Genomic DNA, 24,126 nt, shown 5'->3' on the forward strand with positions numbered 1-24,126 from the left:
ACTTAATTCCAGAGGGAATGGAACGATCAGACCTTTTAAGAAAGGAGTTGACCTCATGATGCAACTTCGTTTCGGCTATGTATCGAACGCGCTCGCATTATATGAAGCTTCCCCCGCGCGAACGATGACATTTGCGACGTGGTCAAAGCTATCGAAAGAAGAGCGAGAAGCCAAACTGCTCAGTATTACAGAGACGAATTTAAACAGTACGCTTCGAGCGCTTCATTATAATATTGCGCATGAAATTGATCTTTATCGGATGTCTTCATCCATCGTGCCGCTTGCAACGCATCCTGAAGCAACCTGGGATTATATCACGCCTTTTCGAGAACTGTTTGAAGAAATCGGAAATCTAGTTAAGAAGCACAAGCTTCGCGTAAGCTTCCACCCAAATCAATTTACGCTTTTTACAAGTCCCAAATCACACGTAACAGAAAATGCGATTGGCGATCTGAAGTATCATGTCGCCATGTTAGAGGCAATGGGTCTTGACACACGTTCGATCGTCAATATCCATATTGGTGGCGCTTATGGAGATAAAGTGGAGACGTTAAAACGATTTTATAAAAACTTCGATACGATCCCAACTGCCATCCGCTCGCACGTAACGCTTGAAAATGACGACAAAACGTATACTGCAAAAGAAACACTAGAAGCATGTGAGCAAACTGGCGTGCCGTTTATTTTCGACTACCATCATCATATGGCGAATCCAGGCGATGGCCTGCCTGATCGATTCTTCGAGCGAGTGTATAAGACATGGGAATCGCACGGCATTCGACCAAAATTCCACCTCTCTTCCCCAAAATCAACGAGTGCGTATCGCAGTCATGCTGATTATGTGGACAGTGAGTTTGCGATTCCGTTTCTTAACATGTTGAAAGAGCACGGAGAAGATGCAGACATTATGATTGAAGCAAAGAAAAAAGATCTCGCAGCTCTTCAGCTTGTCGAAGATCTTTCAGCCGTTCGCGGTGTAAAGCGACTTAACGGCGGTTCAATTCAATGGAAGTAGCAAACTGATAAATAATCTGATTTAACTCTCTCCATGATTTTGTTGGTAGCTCATGATACGCATTCGAGACGCGCACGAGTTTACAGTGCGGTACATATTTTTGATACTTTTTTTGATAATGATGAAAGTAAAAGGCGCGCTCTCCCGTTACGTGCAGAAACGGTATATGGAGCGCGCTTAGTTTGTTTGTGCACACATAACGACGTCCTTTTTCGTAAAAGTGCTCAAGCAGGTATGGATTCGTGCTAACGATGTACGAACGTAACATTTTAAACTCTGCCTCGCTTCTCGCATGTCCTTTCGCAAGAATCCAAGAAAGCACCTTCATCTTATGAACAAGCGCCTTCCCCGCTCGAAATTCAGCTTGGAGAAATGGATCGCTCACCTCAGAAAACCCACCACATAAAAGGAGTCCGGCTACTTTTGCTTGATGCTGAATGGCAAACTCCTGAGCGACACTTCCTCCGCTGGAATAGCCGATCAGCACTGCTTCTTTTATGCTGAGTGCCTCCATCAGAAGGTTTAAATCATTCGCTAACAGAGCAATCGAAAATTCCCTTGAACCTAATCCGCTTCTCCCGTGACCTCGCATATCAAAAACAATGATGCGAAAATGCTCCGCAAGCTTTCCCTGTTCATGAAACACAACATGTCCCATACCCGGTGGGTGAAGAAAAATTAGCGGCAGCCCGCTCCCTTTCTCTTCATAAAATAAGTCAATATCGTCTACCTTTATATGCGCCAAACCGTAAACCTCATTTCCTTATAATGAAAAAAATCCGACCATCCACTCGTACGCTTTAAACCCAAGGTAAATGCCAACAATACCAGCAATTCCTGCAAAAGCAGGCGGAGCTGGAATCGGAAGTTTTAAGAAAGCAAAAATAAGACCTACTAAAAATCCCGTTAATGTTGCGATTAATACTGTCTTCATCCCATCACCTCTTCTTTAAAGTATGACCGAATGAATGATTCATTATAAAAAATGATTGGAACGTCTTCATGATTATGAAAAAAGTCCTGTCGCAAAAGCGACAGGACTTCGTTATTACATTTTTTCTGGAGCTGTGACGCCGATCATCTCAAGCGTGTTTTGAATCGTTTGACGAACGGCCTGCATCAGCTTAAAGCGTGCTGCGCTTTTCGCAAGATCTTCTGAATCCAGCACGCGTTCCGCATTATAGAAACTGTGAAGCGCCTGAGCAAGCTCAAATGCATAGTTTGTGATGCGGTGCGTCATGCGCTTCTCCGCTGCTTCTGCAATTGCCTCAGGAAGTTCACCGAGCTTCTTAAGAAGGTCCATTTCTTTCTCAGATGTAATTAGAGAAAGATCTGCGTCTTCTGTTAAGCCCATTTCTTCGCCTTGACGAAGAATGCTACACACGCGAGCATGCGCATACTGCACGTAGTACACAGGGTTTTCGTTCGAACGAGATACAGCAAGATCCATATCAAAATCAAGATGTGAATCCGAGCTTCTCATGGAGAAGAAATAGCGCATCGCATCGATGCCCACTTCATCCATTAATTCACGAAGGGTAACGGCTTTCCCTGTTCGTTTACTCATCTTCATTTTCTCGCCGTCTTTAAAGAGATTCACCATCTGAATGATTTCCACTTCAAGCTGCTCACGCTTATAGCCAAGCGCTTCAATGGCTGCTTTCATTCTTGGGATGTAACCGTGATGGTCTGCTCCCCAGATATTGATCAACTTATCAAAACCGCGAGATAGCTTATCCTGGTGGTAAGCGATATCCGGCGTTAAGTACGTATAAGAGCCGTCACCTTTAATCAAAACGCGATCTTTGTCGTCGCCGTAAGTGGTTGAGCGGAACCAAGTTGCACCGTCCTGCTCAAACGTTTCACCGCGCTCTTTTAACTTCGCAAGAACGTTATCGATCTTGTTTGATTGATAAAGAGATGTTTCAGAGAACCAGACATCAAATTCAACGCCAAATTCCTTCAAATCTTTTTTAAGCTTTTCAAGCTCGCGCTCAAGGCCATATTCACGGAAATAAGCATAGCGCTCTTTGTCATTAAGTTGAAGGAGACGATCGCCTTCTTTCTCAACAAGGTCTTTCCCGAACTGCACGATATCCTGTCCTTGATAGCCATCTTCAGGCATGTCTTTTTCTTTTCCAAGTGCCTGCATGTAGCGCGCTTCAAGAGATACAGTAAGGTTATGAATCTGGTTTCCAGCGTCATTGATGTAATATTCACGTGATACATCATAACCAGCACGGTCTAGTACGTTACATAGCGTATCGCCTACTGCTGCTCCTCGCGCGTGACCAAGATGCAAGCTTCCAGTCGGATTGGCTGAAACGAACTCGACCTGGATTTTTTCATTCTTGTCAGCTGAACGACCGTAGTTATTTCCTTTATCAAGAATCGTTGGAATGAGCTCTGTTAAATAAGCTGTATCCATGAAAAAGTTAATAAATCCAGGACCCGCAATATCAATTTGTTTAATGCCTGCTTTTGTCATATCAAGATTCGCTTTTAGATCTTCTGCAATGGTACGAGGTGCTTTCTTAGCAATACGAGCAAGCTGCATCGCCATGTTCGTTGCATAATCACCGTGCGCTTTATCTTTCGGTGATTCCAGAATCACTTCAGGCATTTCACTTTCGGATGCAAGGTTCGCTTTGATGACGGCTTGCTTAATCTCTTCTTTTAACTGCTCTTTCTTTTGTTCGACACTGTTCATTGACTTGCTCCTTTCCAGCTTAGCGACAGCTCATGTCGCTGCGTTTCATCTTCTTCAAGGTAAAGCAAATAGCGTAGCGTTAAACGACCCTTCAACTTCTCCTTGTCCACCAGCTGCTCAATACGTTCTGTTCGAATTTGCATCGGCATCGCTCCGAACGGCGTTTTATAAAGAGATTCTGACACTTGTCCTGGCGCAAACTGCTGACGCATGGAAAGTGCTCCTCTTCGAATCACAGTCACTTGTTCTTGATCTATTTTTACCGTTGTTGAAACCTTCCCAATCTCCAGGCTTTCTTCATAACGCAAATAAAGCGCTTCGCCTTTCTCAACAAGGTTTCCCTGAACGGAATAATTTGTAGACTCTTTCTCTTTCCCTGACTGAATGCGGGAATCAATCGTTATTTCAATCGGATGATCACTCATCACTTCACGTCCTCACTAAATCATTAACTTTCTTATTATAAGAAAAGCGGAGGCGGCTTGTCCACCCCCGACAAGCTTAAGGTCACTCTCAGTGTGACGCTTTTTGTCACAATGAGAGGGGGATTAACGAAATGGCATAACTAAAAGTTCTTCCATTCTTTCCAATAAGAAAAGACTGTATTCAAATAGAATACAGCCTCTACGCTTTATTTCTTATGCGTCCAGCCAAGCAACATTTCACGGATAAATTTACTAGCTGCAATTGGCGTTTGTTCAGATGGATCGTATGCTGGAGCCACTTCAACAAGATCGGCTCCGACCACGTTCATTTCCGAACCTGCAATTGCCGCGATCGCTTCAAGTAATTCTTTGGATGTAATGCCACCTGCTTCAGCGGTGCCTGTTCCAGGTGCATGAGCAGGGTCAAGCACATCAATATCGATCGTAACGTACACGTTGCGTCCTTTTAACGTTGGGAGCGCCTTTTTCAAAGGCTCCGCAACGTCGAACTTATGCATGTGCATGCCAGACTCTTTCGCAAATTGAAATTCTTCACGCATGCCAGAGCGAATTCCAAACGAGTACACGTTCTCTGCACCAATCAACCCACAAATTTTACGAACAGGTGTGGAATGAGAAAGCGGTTCGCCTTCATACTCCTCTCGCAAATCTGCATGTGCGTCAATGTGAATCAATGCAAGATCATCGTACTTCTTATGAAATGCTTTAAGGATTGGCCACGTCACAAGGTGCTCGCCACCCATACCAAGTGGAAACTTTCCAGCTTCAAGCAACGAATCGATGTATTCTTCAATCATATCAATGCTTCGCTGTGGATTTCCAAATGGAAGTGGAATATCGCCTGCATCAAAGTACCGAATTTCTTCAAGATGACGATCGGCATAAGGACTATATTCTTCAAGACCGAGAGAAGCCTCGCGAATGCGACCTGGTCCAAAGCGAGAACCTGGGCGGAAGCTAACCGTCCAGTCCATCGGCATGCCGTAGATCACTACGTTACTTTCATCAAAAGACGGATTGCTTAGGATAAAAACGTTACCTGAATAAGCTTCATCGAACTTCATGCTCATTTAATGAGATCCTGTACGAATTTCGGAAGTGCGAAGCTAGCCGTGTGAAGCTCTTTTGTATAGTACTTTGTGTCAATGTCATGGAAGCGACTTTCAGGTACTTCAAGCGGATCGTTCTTTTTCGAACCAATCGTAAAGGTCCAGAGACCGCTTGGGTAAGTAGGAATGTTCGCTGTGTAAACGCGCGTAATCGGGAAAATCTCTCTTACGTCTTTGGATACTTGTGTAATTAAGTCTGCTTTAAACCATGGGTTGTCCGTCTGTGCAACGAAAATACCGTCTTCTTTTAAAGCTTTTGAAATACCTTCATAAAAGCCACGCTCAAAAAGCTTTGCAGCTGGTCCAACCGGTTCCGTTGAATCTACCATAATCACGTCGTATTCTCCTTCGCTTTTCGCGATATGCATAAAGCCGTCATCAACGAGCACTTCAACACGCTCGTTATCTAATGCTCCTGCAATGGAAGGCAAGTATTTCTTCGAGTACTCGATCACTTTGCCATCGATTTCAACGAGCGTTGCTTTTTCAACAGATGGGTGCTTCAATACTTCCCGAATGACACCACCATCTCCACCACCAACAACAAGAACGTGTTTTGGATTCGGATGCGTAAATAACGGTACGTGAGCGACCATTTCATGATAGACGAACTCATCTTTTTCCGTCGTCATAACCATGCCATCAAGAACAAGCATGTTTCCGAACTCTTCTGTTTCAATCATATCTAGACGCTGAAAGTCTGTTTGTTCTGTATGCAACGTCTGTTTAATTTTCGCCGTAATGCCAAAGCTTTCTGTCTGTTTCTCTGTGTACCATAATTCCATTTAAACCACTCCTCTATGTCAAATTGCTACACTAAGACCGTTCCCGAACCGCATAGGTCCAAACACCTTTAGTATGTAGCAAAAAAATGGATCTAAGCATCAGGAAAGCTTGCCACCAAACGGAAGCCATCGTTTTCCTTATCCTTTCGTCCCTTTAAAAAGTTTCTTAAAGCACAAGAAAAGTATAGTCGACTCTGCGTAAAAAGCAAGAGAATTTTCTACATTCATTTCTTGTTTCTAACAGTAATGAATTTGCCCCTCTTCCATTCACGCTAAAACAACACCATCCAAACAAAGAGAGCGAGTACAAATCGATAGATCGCAAAAGGGATCAATCGGACGCGTTCAATGAATTTAATAAATGTTACAATAGCGAAAAGCGCAACGACAAAGGCTGCCAAAAAGCCTGTCACAAATACTGGAACATCAGATACGGATAAAAACTGATAGCTTTTCAATAAATCATATCCGCTCGCCGCCACCATCATCGGAACCGCTAAAATAAACGAAAATTCTGCCGCTGTTTTGTGATTTGTTCCTAGTAAGACGCCGCCTGAAATCGTGGCGCCTGACCGTGAAAATCCTGGCCACAGTGCTAAACATTGAAAGAGACCAATCGAGAAAGCTTGCTTCAGCGTTAAGTCATCTAAACTTGAACTAACAGGAGCACGTTTTTTTAAATCAGCGAAAATCATTAACACGCCACCAACAATCAGTCCAATGACAACGGTATATGGCGAGAACAGATAACTTTTTATAAAACCATGAAGAAGGAAGCCCGCTACGACAGCTGGAATCATACCAAGGATGAGATGAACAAGGGTTAACCCTTCACTTGATTTTGGTGATAATAATGCAACAAATCGTTTTCGGTACATGACAACCACCGCAAGAATTGACCCAAGTTGAATGACGATTTCAAATGTCTTTGCCCTCTCTCCGGTGAAATCGAGCCAGTATCCTGTTAAGATCAAATGCCCTGTTGATGAAACTGGTAAAAATTCTGTTAGTCCTTCTACAATCCCAAGTATGATTGCAATCATGATCTCCATACGTTTCTCTCCCCGCTCTCAGTTAACATTGAGTATAGTTCATCTTATTCAAAAACTGGACAACTATTTTTCAAACTTATCGCAACCGTCATTCGTTTTTAACAAACAAGTATCTTTCATCAGGAAACGTGTTTAAGAGTTTCTATATTGTTACATACTAGATTTAAGACGATGTGGGGGTGAACCACATGAAATGGCTCAAGGATGAGCGATTCCATTATTGGAAGCGATGGACCATGCTTCTAAGTAAATTAATGATGATTGGCATCGTGTTAATCGGGATGTCTATGGGGATGCTTTATTTGCTAGCGGTGTTTATGGGAGCTCCCGAGCTTCAAGTCCCACAAACAACGATTTACTATGATCATGATGAAACTGTTATAAGCGAATCAAATCAAGATGGTCAGAACCGCTATTGGGTTGACCTTGAACATATTTCTCCTAACGTGATTGATGCAACAATCGCCATTGAGGACAGGCATTTCTATGATCATATGGGGTTTGATTTTAAACGGATCGGTGGGGCCATTCTCGCTGATTTAAAAGCAATGGCAAAAGTTCAAGGAGCTAGTACCATTACACAGCAATATGCGAGGAATCTCTTTTTAGAACATGATAAAACGTGGAAACGAAAAATCGCAGAAGCCTTTTACGCTTACCGACTCGAGGTTCATTATTCAAAAGAAGAGATTCTTGAAGGGTATTTAAATACGATTTACTATGGACACGGCTCTTACGGGATTGAGTCTGCAGCAAGAACGTACTTTGGCAAAAAAGCAGAGGAACTTTCTCTTGCAGAAGCGGCGATGCTTGCTGGGATTCCAAAAGGTCCTGGCTATTACTCTCCTTATGCCGATGCCGAGCGGGCAGAGGAACGGCAAAGCACCGTTCTCCAAGCGATGGTGTCGAACGATGTGCTATCTGAAGCGGAAGCAATGCAAGCAGAAACAGAAAATATGGCGCTCCAAACGTTCACGGAAGAAACGAAGTCCGACATCGCGCCTTATTTTGCTCAGGAAGTAAAAAAGGAATTAAGATCGGTGCTTTCACTTGATGAGCGTGTCATTGAGCAAGGTGGGCTCCATGTTTATACGACACTTAATGCTCAAATGCAAAAAGCAGCAGAAAAGTGGGTAGCCTCCTCCATTGACCAAAAAAGCGACATTCAGGCAGCGCTCGTCGCCATGGAACCGACGTCAGGAGCCGTTAATGTGATGATCGGAGGTCGTGATTATTCAGAAAGTAAATTCAATCGTGCCACGATGGCAAAGCGGACGCCAGGTTCCACGTTTAAACCGCTGTTGTATTATGCGGCTATCAAGAATGGCTTCACCCCTTCGACGCTTGTGCGAAGTGAGCCAACAACTTTTTACTATGATAACGAAAAGAAAACCTATTCTCCGCACAACTATGGAGACGTTTATGCGAATGAGGAAATTACTCTTGCACAAGCTTTAGCTCTTTCTGATAATGTTGTCGCGGTAAAAACACATATGTTTTTAGAGGAAAAAACGCTCGTTAATACGGCAAAATCATTTGGAATTACAAGTAAACTATCGGCCATCCCTTCCCTTGCGCTTGGAACAAAGCCTGTTGGGATGATGGAAATGACAGAAGCATATAGCATGCTAGCAAATGGTGGCTATAGCGTTTCTCCTTACTACATCGAGAAAGTAACGGATCGCGATGGCAAAGTGATTTATGAGCATTCATCACAATCTGAGCTTGTTTTAGATCCTGAGGCCGCTTTTGTGACGACCAGTATGATGACCGGCGTCTTCGATGAATCACTCAATGATTACACGCGCGTCACGGGGTCTGGCATTGATCACCTCTTAACGCGACCGGCTGCCGCCAAAACGGGGTCAACTTCTACAGATAGTTGGATGGTAGGATTTACACCGCAGCTTACCGCAGCGGTTTGGGTTGGATACGATAAAGGAGAGACATTGAATCATCGAAACGATGGCTCTTATACGAAAAAGATCTGGGCAAATTTTATCGAAGAGGCGCTAGCTGAGGAAAAAGCGACTGATTTTAAGAAACCAGATAATGTGGTTGGGATAGAGGTCGATCCTCAAACAGGACTGATCGCGACTGACAATTGCCCTGTGAAGCGCTTAACTTATTATATAGAAGGAACTGAGCCTTCACACCTTTGTGAAGATCATCCCGGAACTCCTTCTTCAGAGCAAGAAAAGCAGAAAAAAGGCATTTTCGATCGGTTCTTTAATTGGATTAGGTAAAAGACGGGTGCTACACCCGTCTTTCTTAGCGATTCACTTCTGGCTTCTTTAACGCCTCAAGGTCTTGTTCGATACTGATCCACTTTTGTTCTGTCATACCAATTGCGTCAGAAATTCCAGCGTTGTAAAGTGTCGGACCGATTTCGGACATCACAAAATGCAAAACGTTTTCAGCGGCAAGATCGCCAATTTCTTCATTTCGCTCTTCATAGAAAAATGATTGGATGCGCTCAACTAATTCTTTCTTTTTCGCACGTGAGATTTGATACACCTTGCTCACCCTCTCTAAGCAAACGCTTACGAAATCTTCCCTAGAACCAGAACAACCCGGGGAAACTTCCCCGGGCTGTTTTGGGTCCTAGCTATATGTGTTGCGTAACCATAAGTTTACGCTCAGTTTCAGGAAACCTCAAGGGATTTTATCAATTAGTCAGAAAACAACTCAAAGTTAGTCTTGAAGTCCTGCTTTCACTTCATCACTAGAACGTTCATAGACTTCTTTATCATACTCAATTAAATAGTTACGGAGCATTTGTTTTGATTTAGCATCCATATGATCGACAACGACTTTACCCTTCATGGATTTATCCATATTGTTTACATGCTCCGGCATGCTTTTCCATGCACGTTTCGCTTCTGCATTAAAGAAAAATTCACACGCGCCAATGCCATAATAGTGTGGTCCTTCTTCCGTACGTTGAAGGGTCACCCATACGATCCACGCTGTATGACCATCTGGCACTTCTTCGCGCGTCTTAACGAGCTTCTTGCGTTTTTCAAGAGCACTACGCGCGTGAAGCGCACCTACATCTACATAAATTTCGTCCGTTGTTGGATCGATAATGACAGGTGAAACGTTATCGAGGTTAATCGTACCTACTCCATAACCTCCGTGTCCGTCAGTAGAATCACCACTTAAAATGTTAAAACCTGTTGAAGGCTTCTTTTTCGGATTCTTTTCTTCTTCATTTGCCATTTCTTAGTACCTCCTTCAATCGCAATTGTCCGCTATCATTTTATCACAATTACCTGAATGGATTCATGTCACAGCCATTCACGGTTTTATCGGAATTGATTTTAGATTACCCCTTGTCAAATGCGTTTATTACGAATATTATAGTATTTGTGCTTAAAAAACGTTCGTATTTAATGGAGGTCTTACCATGTTTAACTCCTTTTTCCGCTTGAAAGAAAATGGAACAAACGTTAAAACAGAATTTCTTGCAGGATTAACCACTTTCCTGACAATGGTATATATCGTAATTGTTAACCCAATTATCCTATCCTCAACAGGGGTTCCGTTCGATACTGTCTTTATCGCAACGATTATTGCAGCCGTTGTCGGAACACTGTGGATGGGATTATTCGCAAATTACCCAATTGCAATTGCACCTGGTATGGGTCTAAATGCTTACTTCGCATTTTCCGTCGTAGGTGGACAGGCAGGCGTATCCTATCAAGTCGCCTTTGGCGCTGTTTTCATTGCGGGATTATTATTTATTATTCTTTCTCTAACCCCATTCCGTGAAAAGCTAATTGAAGCCATTCCTACAAATCTTAAGCTTGGTATCACAGCTGGAATTGGCTTATTCATTGCGTTTATCGGCCTTCGCATGACGGGCATTATCGTAGCCGATGAAGAGAACCTTGTTGGTCTTGGAAACCTTCATTCTCCTGAAGTGCTTTTAGCGCTTGTTGGCCTGATCATTACGCTTATTCTCATGGCCCGCAACGTTCCTGGGGCACTATTCTTCGGCATGATCGTTACTGCGATGATTGCGATCTTCACAGGACAGCTTGAATTTAAAGATGGCTTCATGCAAACACCTTCGGCTCCTGAATTCTTCATTTTCGGAAGCCCACTTCAGGCAATTAAAGATATGGTTGAATACGGCTTATACGCCGTTGTATTCTCCTTCTTACTCGTTACTTTATTTGATACAACCGGTACGATGGTTGGCGTTGCTGAACAAGCTGGTTTAATGAAAGGGAAGAAAATGCCGCGTGCACGTCAGGCACTTCTTGCTGACTCGATCGGCACAACAGTTGGAGCCATTTTTGGAACAAGCCCTACAAGTGCTTACCTTGAATCCTCAGCAGGCGTTGCGGCTGGTGGTCGAACTGGTTTAACATCTGTCGTCGTTTCAATCTTGTTCATTGTCTCTGCGTTCTTTGGCCCACTCGTCGGCTCTCTGTCAGGTCTTGCGGCGATTACAGCACCAACGCTCATTATCGTCGGAAGCTTAATGATTGGCGCCGTTGGCAAAATCGATTGGAGTGAGTTTGACGAAGCATTCCCAGCTTTCTTAATCATTCTCACAATGCCGCTAACTGCAAGTATTGCAACAGGAATCGCTCTTGGCTTTATTACGTACCCTATTTTAAAAGTTGTGAAAGGGAAATGGCGCGACGTTCATCCGCTTCTGTACCTTTTCGCCGTGCTATTCTTCTATCAACTTGCTTTTCTGCCTCATGCATAATCAAAAGCTCTGCCCATTTGGCAGAGCTTTTTTTCTTCTGACAATCCACTAATACAGGTAACGCTCTTCCGATCCGACCTATACCCAATTCATTACTTTTTTCTCTTCACTACTCTTTAATGCAAGCTCAATCACTTTAATAACATTCAGCGCTTCTTCAGCAGTGACCGGTGGCGCACTATTTTCTTTCAACGCCTCATAAACTCCCTTGTAGTACGTTTGATAAGATCCAGGTAAGGTCTTCACCACGTGATCACCTTCCTCATTCGTCAGCACACCGAACTGCTCTCGTGCCTCTTCTCCCCAACCTGCGTCCCCTGGAACTCTTCCCGCTATCAACGCTTCCTCTTGAGGATCAATGCCCCATTTTAAAAATGAGCCCTTCATTCCATGAATTTGATAACGCGGCCCATGTTGTTTTACGAGAGAGCCACCATGAAGAATCACTCTCTTCTTTCCATAATGCAAAATCAGATGAAAGTAGTCATCTGTTTTGCCTTCTTCGCGCTGGGCCATGATATCCGCATAAACGCCGTCTGGTTTCCCAAAGAGAGTGAGCGCCTGGTCAATTAAATGGGAACCGAGGTCAAATAGAATGCCAGACCCTTTCTTGTCTTGCTCTCGCCAACGATCACGTACCTCCGCACGATAGCGATCATAATGAGCCTCGTAAGTGATAACCGATCCAAGCTGCTCTTCCTTTACGAGCTGTTGAATCGTGAGAAAGTCACTATCGTAGCGTCTGTTATGGTACACGGTTAGCAAGCGGTCACTTTCTTCTGCAACCGCAATGAGACGCTCCCCTTCTTCTACACTAACAGTGAAGGGCTTTTCAAGAACAACATTCTTACCAGCTTCAAGAGCCTGTTTGGCCATTGGAAAATGTAACTCATTCGGTGTCGTGATAATGACCAGCTCGATTTCCTCATCGGTTAACAACTCCTCCATAGACGACACAACATTCACCTCTGGAAATGAACGATGGACCTTGTCTGCATTCGAAGAAACGACTGTTGAAATCGTTAATCCCTCTACCGCTTCAATGACAGGGGCATGAAACGTCGCCCCTGAAAATCCAAAGCCAACTAAACCTACTTTTACTTCTCTCATTCTTTCTCACTCCCGCGTTCTAAGCCTTTTGAACCCTTTTTTCAATTCGACAAGAATGCACAAATTACTCGACTTCTTTTTCCAAATTTTGATACAAATAAACGATTATACTAATGTTCAGACGGGTATTTATGTAATGAATCCGAAACATTTGTAAAGAAGGTGGCTTTATTATGAAAAAAACCCTTTATTCCCCTATTACGATCAGTTTTATTCTTGGATTACTCGCTTCTCTCATTTATACGATCATTCTAGCAGCAGGCGGCTATCATCATACTGGATTAGCTGGCTTCTTTTCAATTCTCACCATCCTGGTAGCTTATCTTCTACTTTCGACGTACTGGCTTCCTACCCTTCGTGAAATAAAAACAACGATTGCGCTCGGAGCGGGAATTACGTTCCATGTTATTAGTTCTTTCACGCTCGTCGTTATGATGGCAGGTACGTTACCCGAGATTTCAGAACTGCTTCTCCCTTACTTAAGTACACTCCTAATTTCTTTTCTAATCATGATCATCATTCTTTTCGCTGGATTCATTCTTGGAAAAGTTGATTTCACGAAGTTTACTACTAGAGATAAGAAAATGACGATGAAAGGTTAATTTCAACAACAAAAGGTGCCCCATCGGGGCACCTTTTGTTGTCTATTCATCTATTGTGCCAAAATGGCATTAACAGCCAAGCTTTTCCATAAAAGCATAGGCTTGCTCAATTTCATCTTCAGAATAATTTTGCTTCCGTTTAATCGTATGAACCTTCTCAACAACTTCTTCTTTTGTCAGGCGATCGAAAAAAAGAATCGTTGAAACGAGTTCAAGAAAACGGGAGCTCTGGCTATTAATTTCACTGATACACTGGCGAAGTTCAGGCAATTCAAAATCGTAATGACCTAGAAATTCATCGCCTTCTTCCGTTACTGCATATTTATATTGGTAATAGTTCCCTTTACTTTCTTTCACTTCTGTGACAAGACCAAGGTTACAAAGTTCCTCTACTCTTAGTGTTAACTCTTCTGAGTAAGGACCATAGAAATGAAATTGATATTTCTCGTTAAATGGAAACTGCAACTTTTTGCAAATGTAAATGATCTTTTGTAGTTTCTTACGTCCAATGACTTCTCCGGCTTCTTTCAACACAGCTATCACTTTCGCGTGATCTTCTAGCAACCTGCACCCCTCCCATGTACTTTTTACAGGTTGTCCAAAAAGCAATCTTCCTTTATCAGATGAGGTTCAAAAGCATTGCAGGCGATCCACGCCACTTCTTTTGAACACACACCAGCATCACCTGTAGCGGAAGCGAACTTCATGCCAGGACTGCCTTTCTTTTTGAACAGCTAATCGATTTGAAGCAATGACTTAATACGACGAGTAGCATCTGTATTTCCTTCAAGAATAAAGTCCGCAGGGAAATACAGTTTATGATCAGTTCTTTTTTTACCTGAAATAGCTTCCACTACATCAGATTCACGCGAAAGCTCACGTAAATCGCCACCAGGTTTTAATAGATGTATCGGTAACCGTTCTTCTTCTTCACCGGGCCGATAGAAATCATACGGCAAATCGGAAGATGAATCAACCACTAAATAATAATCAGGATCAATCCCCGCTTCGTGAAAGGAATCATGTAGCTCTCGCCACGCATTCATTTGCTGCATCGGGTTAAATTCGATGTATTTAAATAGCCTACGATTCATAAACCGTTCGCATAGATCGCTCAGGATATGGTCATTCTCCTCCTGCCAGATCTGGAAGTAAAACATCACAACAGAATCATCCAACTTCAAAAAATCTTCAAGACTAATATCTTCTTTAAAAAGAGAATAGAAGTGAATCGGATCATGTTGAAAGTGATAGCCCTGCTCAAATAACGCCTTTGCGCGATGAAGAATTTTACTTAAAATCACCTCTGCACTTCGCGTCACAGGATGAAAATAAATTTGCCAGTACATTTGATAGCGACTCATTATATAGTCTTCTACTGCATGCATACCACTTTGCTTAATGACGATTTGATCGTCACCCGGGCGCATCACGCGTAGAATACGCTCAATATCAAATTGACCATAGCTGACCCCTGTAAAATAAGCATCGCGAAGAAGATAGTCCATCCGATCTGCATCGATTTGGCTTGAAATTAAGCTAACCACAAGTTTATTATCATGCGTTTTGGCAATTACATCCGCAACTTGAAGCGGGAAATCATCGCTCACCCCTCGTAGTACCTTGTTGATCTCAGTGTCACCTAGAATGACCATCCGCGTGAAATCTTCATGATCAAGGTTAAATACTTTTTCAAAGGAGTGTGAAAACGGCCCGTGCCCAACGTCATGCAATAGCGCTGCGCACATGCTTAACAGCCTATTCTTTTCATCCCATCCCTCATACTGAGAGAAAATCTCGTTAATACGCCTCACAATCTCATAAACACCGAGTGAGTGACTGAAGCGACTATGTTCTGCCCCGTGAAAAGTAAGATACGTTGTTCCGAGCTGGCGAACTCTCCGCAAACGCTGGAATTCTTTCGTGCCAATCAGATCCCAGATTAAACGGTATCGAACATGGATATAGCGATGGACAGGGTCTTTAAATACTTTTTCTTCGTTTAATCGTTCGAGCATTCCGTGGCAGGCTCCTTCCGTCAAATTCATCCCTTCATTATATACCACCCCATAACAAATGAAAACCTTCTCCCGGGTCGTGATGGGAGAAGGCTCATGTTGTTTGGGTAGATAAAAAGAATGGAAACGAATAAAGCTGATCGTCAAATCATTCTGCATATAGAGAGAGGGGCGCGTGCCCCTCTTAATCTATGTTATAGAACAGTTTCAACTTTTTTGCCTTCACGTTTTTCTTCTGATTTTGCGATATACATCGCACAAGCCGCGTCACCTGTAATGTTAACAGCTGTACGCGTCATATCAAGAAGACGGTCAACGGCAAGAATTAAGCCGATCGGTTCGACAGGTAAACCTACTTGCTTTAGAACCATTGCGAGCATAATGAGTCCTACTCCTGGTACACCTGCAGTACCGATACTAGCGAGTGTCGCCGTAACTACAACAATAATAAGCTGTGTAAAGGTTAAATCAACACCGGTAATTTGAGCAATAAAAACCGTTGCAACACCTTGCATAATCGCCGTTCCGTCCATGTTGATTGTCGCTCCAAGCGGTTGGACAAAACTACTGATTTGCTTTGGTACTTTCAAGTTTTCCTGAGCGGTTTTCATTGAAACTGGAAGCGTACCGCTACTAGAAGATGTACTGAAAGCAACTGCCATCGCTGGCGCAAAAGCTTTATAGAATTTAATTGGATTCTCTTTACATAGGAAGTAAATCGCACTACCATATGTGAAGAGAAAATGAATGAGCAAAGCTCCTAGTACAACGAGGAAATACATTCCCATCGATTGTAGCGCTTCTTTCCCCTGCCCACCAACGGCAGAAGCGATTAGCGCAAAAGCACCGTATGGCGCTGTTTCCATAATGATTTTAACAAGATACATCATAACGTCGTTACCTTGTTCAAACAGGTCACGTAGTGCTTTCGTGCGTTCTCCAAGAATCGCAAGGGCAAAACCTACGAAAATAGCAAATGCGATAATTTGAAGCATGTTTCCTTCAACCATTGCTTGAATGGGATTGGTTGGAATGATATTAATAATTGTATCCAACACAGGAGGTGCTTCTTCAGCTTTAAAGTCTGAGTTTCCTGAGAACGATCCTTCAACACCTGGTTTAATTAAGTAAGCAAGTGCCATTGCAATCGAAATAGCAACCGTTGTTGTAACAAGGAAAAACGCAACTGTTTTCCCACCCATTCGGCCAAGCTTCTTCGGATCGCTTATTCCGGCTGTTCCTACTACGATGGAGAAGAATACGATTGGTACAACGAGCATCTTAATTAAGTTCAGAAAGATTTGCCCAACAGGACCAAATAAATATTGATCGACAGGTCCAAAGGCATCTGGTGCAAATAGATTAAAGATTACACCAACAAGAATACCTAGAACAAGACCTGCAATAATTTTAACTGTTAGCTTCATAAACATGTCCCCTTTCGTCTCATCGACTTCGATACCATCATCGTGTGCATAATACGGACCGCACAATGCTGGCTAATTTCTGCTTTATGTAGATTTTTCTTATGATCTTAGTCATACATGAAATCTCTTACATAGATTACCATTTCATTTCTATCTATACCCGCTCGCTCGCTAACTTGAAACTACCGTAATTATCATTATATCATTTTAGACAATTCTCGCAATTTCCTTTTTTTCGCAAGCGCTCATTTTTCTTTAGAAATCGAAGTTTTATAGGAAAATAAGGTGTGAAATTGGGTAAAAAGGATCAGCGATTTTGTCATCTCCCGGGAAATACTGTCGGATGATGTCTTAAAACTCCTTTCGTCTGCTATAATAGGAACGATTAGTACGTGAAAAAGGGGTAAGAAAATGGGAAACAACGATTCAATTCTTTATCAGCCAAAATGGCGGATTATTGATCAATCAACCCTTGGCCCGTCGTTTGATGCCCTCCAATCGTTCGCAATGGATGATACGCTTTGCAATTCCGCTGGAAGCGGCGAATCACCACCAATTTTGCGCTCATGGGTTCATCACAATACGATTGTCCTTGGCATACAAGATACGCGCCTTCCTTATTTTGAAGAGGCCGTTCACTATTTAAAATCTCTAGGGTATCGAGTAATCGTAAGAAACTCCGGTGGCCTTGCCGTTGTCCTTGATGCAGGCGTCTTAAATCTCTCCCTCGTCTTAGCTGAGAAGCAACAGCAAATTGATATCGATACAGGGTACGAAGCAATGGTCGATTTTGTACAGGAAATGCTAGCACCGTATAATGTCGCAATCGAAGACCGTGAAATTGTTGGTAGTTACTGTCCTGGTCGCTATGATTTAAGCATTAATGGAAAGAAATTTGCCGGCATTTCTCAGCGCAGACTTCGCGGAGGAGTTGCCGTACAAGTCTACTTATGCGTAGATGGAAGTGGAGCAGAGCGAGCCTCTGTGATTCAGGAGTTTTATAAACGAGGTGTGAACGGAGAAGCAACGAAATTCACCTATCCTGAAATTGTTCCAGAAACAATGGCTTCGTTAACTGAATTAATCGGAGAAGAATTAACCGTTTCAGATATGATGATGAAAACGCTGAAAACGCTAAAGACGTATGCCGGATCAATGACAACGGCACACCTTTCAATTCCTGAGCTTTCTCTTTATGACTACAATTACCAGCGCGTCTTCACGCGTAATGAAAAAGCGCTCGGTTAAAAAAACTCCCCTGAAGGCATGCCTTCAGGGGAGTTTCATATCTTATAGGCTTTGCATTGCAGTAATCAATGCCAGCTTGTACACGTCTTCCTCACTACATCCGCGGGAAAGATCGTTAACTGGTTTGTTTAATCCTTGAAGGACTGGACCAACGGCTTCATAGCCACCAAGGCGCTGAACCATTTTGTAGCCAATGTTTCCTGCTTCAAGACTAGGGAATACAAATACATTCGCTTCCCCTTTAAGTGGCGATTCAGGTGCTTTCTTTTGAGCAACTTCTGGAACGAAGGCAGCATCAAATTGGAATTCACCATCAATGATAAGATCAGGTGCCATTTCTTTCGCAAGACGCGTTGCTTCTTCAACCTTCTCTGTTTCAGGAGATTTTGCAGATCCTTTTGTCGAGAAGCTTAACATCGCTACTTTTGGCTCAATGCCAAACATTTTCGCTGTTTCCGCACTGCTTACACCGATTTCAGCCAAATCATTGCTATCAGGAGAGATGTTAATCGCACAGTCAGCAAAAACGTACTTCTCATCACCTTTTACCATAACGAATGCGCCAGATGTTTTCTTCACGCCTTCTTTCGTCTTGATAATTTGAAGTGCCGGACGAACCGTATCACCAGTCGAGTGGGCAGCACCACTTACAAGGCCGTCTGCTTTACCTGTGTGGACGAGCATTGTCCCAAAGTAGTTCACATTAAGAAGAATTTCCTGCGCCTGTTCCGCTGTTGCTTTGCCTTTACGACGCTCAACAAATGATTCAACAAGAGCATCCATTTCAGAATAAGTTGCTGGATCCATCACAGTTAGATCACTGTGCAATGTAAGATTTAGGCTTGTTGCTTTATCTTGAATGGCATTTTCTCCACCAATAACGATTGGCTTTAGGATGCCATCCTCTGCAAGACGGTTAGCCGCTACTAATACGCGCTCATCTGTTCCTTCTGGAAAAACGATTGTCGGATAGCCTGCTTTTACCTGGTCTTTCATGCTTGTAAAAAGATCACTCATTATTTTCACCTCATTGTTTTTAATATCCAACTCCTACGATAACTCTTTTTCCCACAAAACGAAAATAAATCCCTGATTGTAAGCTCTTTCATATAAAAGTTCTACTTTTCAGACGAATTCAAAGGGAATTTAGTAGCTTTCATTCTTGATACTCTTCTAACTATAAGCTAATGCGATCGTATTTAAACATTGGTACCGGTTTTCCATCTGATTTCTGAGTATCTTTTTTCATCCAATCGTCACTCTCAATCGCTTTTAAAGAGGGACAAGTATTGGTATAGTAGGTATTGGATATAGGGAAACTTTCATCAGAGTGGGCATTGTTTGATTTGCTCTGATGGTTAGTTGAACCAATCGGACCTTTAGGAGCAGTTGCTGTATAAACGTAACCTGCCTTATTGGTGTGATAAAAGATAAGGAGTGAATCAGATATGAATCAAGCAGCAGTTACTCTCGATGGCTGGTATTGCCTTCATGATTTCCGTACCATGAACTGGACAGCATGGAAACAGCTTTCAAGCGAAGAACGTGATCTTGCGATGAATGAATTTCTAACGTTCCTTGAAAAATGGGAAGTCACAGCAGGCCATAAACAAGGAAGTCATACGCTTTATTCCATCATTGGTCAGAAAGCGGACTTTATGTTGATGCTCCTCCGCCCAACTATGGAAGAGTTAAATGAAATTGAAAATGCTTTTAACAAAACAACATTAGCTGAATATACGGTGAAAGAATACTCATACGTATCTGTCGTTGAGCTTAGTAACTATATGGCTGGAAAAGATAGCGACCCTGATAATGATCCGCGCATTCAGGCTCGTTTGAAGCCAGAATTAGCAGAAGCTCCTTACGTATGCTTCTACCCAATGAACAAAAAGCGCGAAGGAAACGACAACTGGTACATGCTTTCAATGGACGAGCGTCGTGAAATGATGCGTAGTCACGGACTGATCGGACGTAGCTATGCAGGCAAAGTAAAGCAGATCATCACAGGATCTGTTGGTTTTGATGACTGGGAATGGGGCGTTACGCTTTTCGCAGACGACGTGCTTCAGTTTAAAAAGCTTGTCTATGAAATGCGCTTCGATGAAGTTAGTGCCCGTTATGGCGAATTTGGTAGCTTCTACGTTGGAACTCACCTTCCAAAAGAACGCCTTCCACAATTCTTATACGTATAATCTTGAAAGCTCTTCTAACACTTTTTTTGTGTTCAGGAGAGCTTTTTTGTTTCTCTGAGCGATTTTCCTCATAGGCATATTCTTTCATTTCGTACATACAATGAGTTACGTAGAGCCATGGCATTATCCTTTCTTATTTGCGTGCCAAAAGCATCAATTTGCTAGCTATTCGCTCTGGTTCTTTAACTCTGGTGGCGCCTAGCGGTTTAACCAGTGGAATGAGGGACGCTTTAAAAGTCACACGGCTTTACTAAGCCAACCGTAAGCAAATGTGCGGGAGTTTACAACAGTTTGTAAGAGAACGCTTTAAGGAGGGTTATGATGAATAATCAATACTGGAAAACCCCACAGTCACAAAACATGGGTGGCTATGGGCAAATGCCGCAGCAACCGCAAGGCGGGCAAATGGCACAGTTTCCTTCAGGCTTCCCTGGTCAAGGACAGCAAGTTCAAGGAGCATCCATGGGCGTAGGCTTTCCTGCACAACTTGCCGTAGAGCAATCTTACATCGAAAACATCCTGCGCTTGAATTTAGGGAAAATCGCCACCGTTTACATGACGTTCGAAAACAGCGAGAAATGGAACTCGAAAGTGTTCAAAGGGGTTGTCGAAGCAGCGGGAAGAGATCATATCATTCTTTCTGATCCCCAAACAGGCAAACGTTATATTTTACTCATGGTTTATTTAGACTATATTACATTTGATGAAGAGCTCGAGTATAACTACCCTCTTCAACAAACAACGCAATATACTCCGCGTTAGCGGATATGAAAAAGCTGCCGGGATTCCGGCAGCTTTCTGTTTTGGCCAATAAAAATGAAACTTGGCCAATATATTGTGAGTTTGGCCAATATAATCCCGCTTTGGCCAATATCCTGAGAAATTAGCCAAAAAACCGCAACCATCCGCCAACTTTCGACATATAACGGGGGGTGACAGGCACCCGCAACCCGCGAATCACGAGCAACGCACAAAACCACGCTACGCCTTAAACGCCGCAACCACAACCAAAATCCACGCTGTAATAAACGCAACGCCACCAAGCGGCGTAATCGCACCAAGAATCTTAATTCCGCTCAGGCTAAGTACATACAAGCTGCCGGAAAACAGCACGATTCCAGCAAACATCAGCCAGCCCGCCCATTGCATCAATCCTGCAGATTGGAGCTTATCTGCCGCAATAGCTACTCCAACTAACCCAAGCGCGTGATACATATGATATTGGACACCTGTTTTGAACGTTTCTAGCATTTTCTCTGATAGTCGTCCTTCTAATCCATGTGCGCCAAATGCGCCAAGTCCAACCGCAATAGCCGCATTAATCGCACCAATAATTAAAAATAGCTTCATCTCATTATCCGCTCCTTCGTCCGAATCTTCTCTCCCATCATAGCGGAAAGCGCTTGAATGAAGCAACGAATTCTGAAATTGTTCATATACCTTTCGAATCTTGCCACTTACCTGTTTGCATACTTCGGTGCACAATTTGCACACTCTCTTTAAAAACAAACCAACCGCCTAGCGGAAATAGGATTAGCCCCATCCATCCAGGAAACGAAAAACCTGTTACCAAACAAAGCAAGAGAAAACCTGGCATTGAAATGAGCTTGTAAGCTTGTTTCCCGGCTTCCTCACGTAGCGACGTCTCCCACTGAAATAACTGACTATAGCTACCTTCTGAGAACTCACGCCAGTCCGCACTCGATAGACCGATCAGCGCATATAAAGCAAAAAGGAGCACCACTACTTTCACAACAAGCGGCAACAGAATGATCGCTGCCGTTCCCCATCCAACCACTTGGAAATAAAATTGCATTTTCCCAACCGATCGAAGCAACCATTTCGTGTATAGATCAACCATCCTTGCCTCAGGAGAATGTTTTTTTCGTATTCTTCTTGATCCTCGAAAAAGAAAAGGCTGTTTTCGAACAATCAGAGTCGCCGGTGCTACCCCAACACGTCCCATCAAAAATTTCGTTACACTTTGCTTATGCCCCCGCTCGATAACGGCATCGTGAAAAAAAGTTCCTCTTATTTTCACACGTGCACGCAGCTGAAAAAACAATAGAAGAAGTAAACTCCCGCTCCCGGCAACAATTGCCCATTCGTACCGCCAACCAACTTGGCTTGCGATAAGCAACATCGTAATTGAAAGCAGGTTCACAAATCCAACCGGGATCCACTTCACCCAAATAGAAGGCACGAACAGATCAATAAAATACCGACACGTTTTCGCATTCCAACTTATTAAAAGTAGAAATAGCCCTGTAACAGCCACTCGCTCTATACTCCAGCCCCATCCTGTTATGAGTAACGGCAGAGCAACACCAATTCCAAGAGACGATACGAGCATTCCTTTCAAAAGCGAATGCCCCATCCCCCACTTCTTCAGTCCTTTACTAAGGACTGCGTTTTGCAACAAATACACCTGATCCGCTTCTTCTGTATAAATCCGTAATGACCAGGTCGTTGCGATTAAAAACAGTGGAAAGACAGCCGCTTGCTCAGGAATTACTGCGAGCCAGTCTGGTGCCACCAGCCACCAGGAGCGGTAATAAGCAACACCGATCACGAGCGCTGGAATCAGAATATAGAGCCAAACCGTCCAATCAAGCGCAGCCTTTAGATCACGAATTTTATAACGACGATCGTCACTTACTCGCTGTCGTAAAAGTTGAAAGGATGTCATATTCGTTGCTCCATTAACGTATCAACACAATCAAGAAGCGAACTGTCGATCTCTAAGCCAGATTGCTCACGCATTACCTGAAGCGACCCTTTTGCAAGAAGCGTTCCGTTCGACAGTAAAACAAAGCGATCACATACCCGCTCCGCCGTATCTAACACATGCGTACACATTAAGATTGCCGCACCTCGCGCTCTTTCTTTTTCAATCAGCTTTAAAAAATCCTTAGTCGCGCGCGGATCAAGCCCTAGAAACGGTTCATCAATAATATAGACGTCAGGTTGCAGCATAAAAGCGGTAATCAGCATCACCTTTTGTCTCATTCCTTTTGAAAAGCTTGATGGAAGATGATGCATCACGTTCTCAAGCTGAAAATAACGGATCAAGTCCTTGGCACGCTCCTGCCAATCCTCATCAGCTAGCGACGTAGCCGCTGCCGCAAGCTCTAAATGCTCCCAAAACGTTAAGCTATCATAGAAAACGGGCTGCTCTGGCACGTAAGCATAGCGCGTCCCATTTTCAAACGTAACGCTTCCTTTCCACTCTTTTAACAGCCCTAGAATCGTCTTAATCGTTGTACTTTTCCCCGCTCCGTTTGACCCTAATAACCCGAGCAGCTCACCACTCTTTACTTCGAATGCAATCTCTCGTATTTTACTCTCTCTTTTTTCGTAACCTGCTTCCTCAATCGCAACCTTCAACATCACCTTCACCTCTACCCTTTTATACGAGCTAAAATGGGTAAAAGTTTCCTATTTATTACCTTTTTGAGCTTCAATAAACTGTTCAAAGTTCGGCACATCCTCCACACTGTATTTTTCAACAGCTTCCATAACCTTTATCACTAATTCCTGTCGTAAATCATCCCTATTTTGAGGGGACGTTTGCCTGAGCTCTGCTTCGATTTTTTTCTCAAACTGATTGAGGATTCCACTCAGTCCCTCTTTGTCTTCATTCTTTGCCTGCTGTAAAAGCGTATATAATCTTTTCTCCATAG

General features: G+C 43.1%; 25 protein-coding genes. 7 read left to right on the top strand and 18 right to left on the bottom strand.

The window, feature by feature from the left end; translation table 11 throughout:
- The first annotated feature begins 58 nt into the window (after positions 1-58).
- Positions 59-1,015 carry a UV DNA damage repair endonuclease UvsE gene (gene uvsE, locus ATG70_RS16945; RefSeq protein WP_098445871.1) on the top strand — a complete coding sequence of 319 codons (957 nt, stop codon included), beginning with the start codon at positions 59-61 and terminating at the stop codon, positions 1,013-1,015.
- Here the strand turns inward: uvsE and ATG70_RS16950 are convergent.
- The 7 genes from ATG70_RS16950 to bacA all read right to left on the bottom strand — a co-directional run bounded on the left by ATG70_RS16950 (position 987) and on the right by bacA (position 7,117).
- Positions 987-1,760 (bottom strand): alpha/beta fold hydrolase, encoded by a 774-nt coding sequence (locus ATG70_RS16950; RefSeq protein WP_098445425.1) that lies wholly within the window; start codon positions 1,758-1,760, stop codon positions 987-989. The two genes, uvsE and ATG70_RS16950, sit on opposite strands and share 29 nt — an antisense overlap.
- A gap of 18 nt (positions 1,761-1,778) precedes the next feature.
- Positions 1,779-1,949, bottom strand: a complete 171-nt coding sequence (locus ATG70_RS16955; protein WP_098445426.1) for a XapX domain-containing protein — start codon at positions 1,947-1,949, stop codon at positions 1,779-1,781.
- Positions 1,950-2,063: 114 nt separating this feature from the next.
- A complete protein-coding gene (argS, locus tag ATG70_RS16960; protein WP_098445427.1) occupies positions 2,064-3,725 on the bottom strand; it encodes an arginine--tRNA ligase in 1,662 nt (553 codons plus the stop codon).
- A complete protein-coding gene (locus ATG70_RS16965; RefSeq protein ID WP_098445428.1) occupies positions 3,722-4,150 on the bottom strand; it encodes a DUF1934 domain-containing protein in 429 nt (142 codons plus the stop codon). Before ATG70_RS16965 ends, argS begins: the two co-directional genes overlap by 4 nt.
- A gap of 206 nt (positions 4,151-4,356) precedes the next feature.
- Positions 4,357-5,235: an agmatinase gene (gene speB / locus ATG70_RS16970; protein ID WP_098445872.1), complete on the bottom strand. Its 879-nt coding sequence runs from the start codon at positions 5,233-5,235 to the stop codon at positions 4,357-4,359.
- A 2-nt stretch (positions 5,236-5,237) separates the two neighbouring features.
- A complete protein-coding gene (gene speE, locus ATG70_RS16975) occupies positions 5,238-6,065 on the bottom strand; it encodes a polyamine aminopropyltransferase (protein ID WP_098445429.1) in 828 nt (275 codons plus the stop codon).
- A gap of 272 nt (positions 6,066-6,337) precedes the next feature.
- A complete protein-coding gene (bacA, locus tag ATG70_RS16980) occupies positions 6,338-7,117 on the bottom strand; it encodes an undecaprenyl-diphosphate phosphatase (protein ID WP_098445430.1) in 780 nt (259 codons plus the stop codon).
- Between the two features lie 188 nt (positions 7,118-7,305).
- Between bacA and ATG70_RS16985 the strand changes: the two genes are divergently transcribed.
- Positions 7,306-9,363: a transglycosylase domain-containing protein gene (locus ATG70_RS16985; protein ID WP_098445431.1), complete on the top strand. Its 2,058-nt coding sequence runs from the start codon at positions 7,306-7,308 to the stop codon at positions 9,361-9,363.
- Between the two features lie 25 nt (positions 9,364-9,388).
- Here ATG70_RS16985 and ATG70_RS16990 read toward each other — a convergent pair whose 3' ends face one another.
- Together ATG70_RS16990 and ATG70_RS16995 are read right to left on the bottom strand one after the other, a co-directional pair.
- Complete coding sequence (locus ATG70_RS16990) at positions 9,389-9,634, bottom strand: DUF2164 domain-containing protein (RefSeq protein ID WP_098445432.1); 246 nt, start codon at positions 9,632-9,634, stop codon at positions 9,389-9,391.
- Between the two features lie 177 nt (positions 9,635-9,811).
- Positions 9,812-10,339, bottom strand: coding sequence for a YwhD family protein (locus ATG70_RS16995; RefSeq protein ID WP_098445433.1), 528 nt, complete (start codon positions 10,337-10,339; stop codon positions 9,812-9,814).
- Between the two features lie 187 nt (positions 10,340-10,526).
- On the opposite strand from ATG70_RS16995, the gene ATG70_RS17000 reads away from it, so the two are divergent.
- A complete protein-coding gene (locus ATG70_RS17000; RefSeq protein WP_098445434.1) occupies positions 10,527-11,843 on the top strand; it encodes an NCS2 family permease in 1,317 nt (438 codons plus the stop codon).
- Positions 11,844-11,921: 78 nt separating this feature from the next.
- Here the strand turns inward: ATG70_RS17000 and ATG70_RS17005 are convergent, their stop codons facing one another.
- Positions 11,922-12,953: an oxidoreductase gene (locus ATG70_RS17005; RefSeq protein WP_098445435.1), complete on the bottom strand. Its 1,032-nt coding sequence runs from the start codon at positions 12,951-12,953 to the stop codon at positions 11,922-11,924.
- Between the two features lie 173 nt (positions 12,954-13,126).
- Between ATG70_RS17005 and ATG70_RS17010 the strand changes: the two genes are divergently transcribed.
- Positions 13,127-13,555 (top strand): hypothetical protein, encoded by a 429-nt coding sequence (locus tag ATG70_RS17010; protein WP_098445436.1) that lies wholly within the window; start codon positions 13,127-13,129, stop codon positions 13,553-13,555.
- Positions 13,556-13,624: 69 nt separating this feature from the next.
- On the opposite strand, the gene ATG70_RS17015 is transcribed toward ATG70_RS17010, so the two are convergent.
- The 3 genes from ATG70_RS17015 to ATG70_RS17025 all read right to left on the bottom strand — a co-directional run bounded on the left by ATG70_RS17015 (position 13,625) and on the right by ATG70_RS17025 (position 17,000).
- Positions 13,625-14,119 carry a YwgA family protein gene (locus tag ATG70_RS17015; protein ID WP_098445437.1) on the bottom strand — a complete coding sequence of 165 codons (495 nt, stop codon included), beginning with the start codon at positions 14,117-14,119 and terminating at the stop codon, positions 13,625-13,627.
- A gap of 170 nt (positions 14,120-14,289) precedes the next feature.
- Positions 14,290-15,573 carry an HD domain-containing protein gene (locus ATG70_RS17020; RefSeq protein ID WP_098445438.1) on the bottom strand — a complete coding sequence of 428 codons (1,284 nt, stop codon included), beginning with the start codon at positions 15,571-15,573 and terminating at the stop codon, positions 14,290-14,292.
- Positions 15,574-15,767: 194 nt separating this feature from the next.
- On the bottom strand, positions 15,768-17,000 hold the full coding sequence (locus tag ATG70_RS17025) for a dicarboxylate/amino acid:cation symporter (RefSeq protein WP_098445439.1): 1,233 nt from the start codon (positions 16,998-17,000) through the stop codon (positions 15,768-15,770).
- 411 nt (positions 17,001-17,411) lie between these two features.
- Here ATG70_RS17025 and ATG70_RS17030 point away from each other — a divergent pair, with 411 nt between their 5' ends.
- Entirely contained in the window at positions 17,412-18,248 is an 837-nt protein-coding gene (locus ATG70_RS17030; RefSeq protein WP_098445440.1) for a lipoate--protein ligase family protein, read from the top strand.
- A gap of 42 nt (positions 18,249-18,290) precedes the next feature.
- Here the strand turns inward: ATG70_RS17030 and pta are convergent, their stop codons facing one another.
- Positions 18,291-19,265 (bottom strand): phosphate acetyltransferase, encoded by a 975-nt coding sequence (pta, locus tag ATG70_RS17035; protein WP_098445441.1) that lies wholly within the window; start codon positions 19,263-19,265, stop codon positions 18,291-18,293.
- A 431-nt stretch (positions 19,266-19,696) separates the two neighbouring features.
- On the opposite strand from pta, the gene hemQ reads away from it, so the two are divergent.
- Both hemQ and gerQ read left to right on the top strand, forming a co-directional pair.
- Positions 19,697-20,443: a hydrogen peroxide-dependent heme synthase gene (gene hemQ, locus ATG70_RS17040; protein ID WP_098445442.1), complete on the top strand. Its 747-nt coding sequence runs from the start codon at positions 19,697-19,699 to the stop codon at positions 20,441-20,443.
- Positions 20,444-20,764: 321 nt separating this feature from the next.
- Entirely contained in the window at positions 20,765-21,205 is a 441-nt protein-coding gene (gerQ, locus tag ATG70_RS17045) for a spore coat protein GerQ (protein ID WP_098445443.1), read from the top strand.
- A 219-nt stretch (positions 21,206-21,424) separates the two neighbouring features.
- Here the strand turns inward: gerQ and ATG70_RS17050 are convergent, their stop codons facing one another.
- From ATG70_RS17050 to ATG70_RS17065, 4 genes are all read right to left on the bottom strand, one after another.
- Positions 21,425-21,793 (bottom strand): DUF423 domain-containing protein, encoded by a 369-nt coding sequence (locus ATG70_RS17050; protein WP_098445444.1) that lies wholly within the window; start codon positions 21,791-21,793, stop codon positions 21,425-21,427.
- Positions 21,794-21,875: 82 nt separating this feature from the next.
- Complete coding sequence (locus ATG70_RS17055; RefSeq protein WP_098445445.1) at positions 21,876-23,132, bottom strand: ABC transporter permease; 1,257 nt, start codon at positions 23,130-23,132, stop codon at positions 21,876-21,878.
- On the bottom strand, positions 23,129-23,833 hold the full coding sequence (locus ATG70_RS17060) for an ABC transporter ATP-binding protein (RefSeq protein WP_098445446.1): 705 nt from the start codon (positions 23,831-23,833) through the stop codon (positions 23,129-23,131). Before ATG70_RS17060 ends, ATG70_RS17055 begins: the two co-directional genes overlap by 4 nt.
- Positions 23,834-23,881: 48 nt before the next feature.
- Positions 23,882-24,124, bottom strand: a complete 243-nt coding sequence (locus ATG70_RS17065; RefSeq protein ID WP_179886314.1) for a helix-turn-helix domain-containing protein — start codon at positions 24,122-24,124, stop codon at positions 23,882-23,884.
- Positions 24,125-24,126: the final 2 nt, after the last annotated feature.

It is taken from the genome of Bacillus sp. es.036, assembly GCF_002563635.1.
Classification (GTDB): domain Bacteria; phylum Bacillota; class Bacilli; order Bacillales; family Guptibacillaceae; genus Guptibacillus.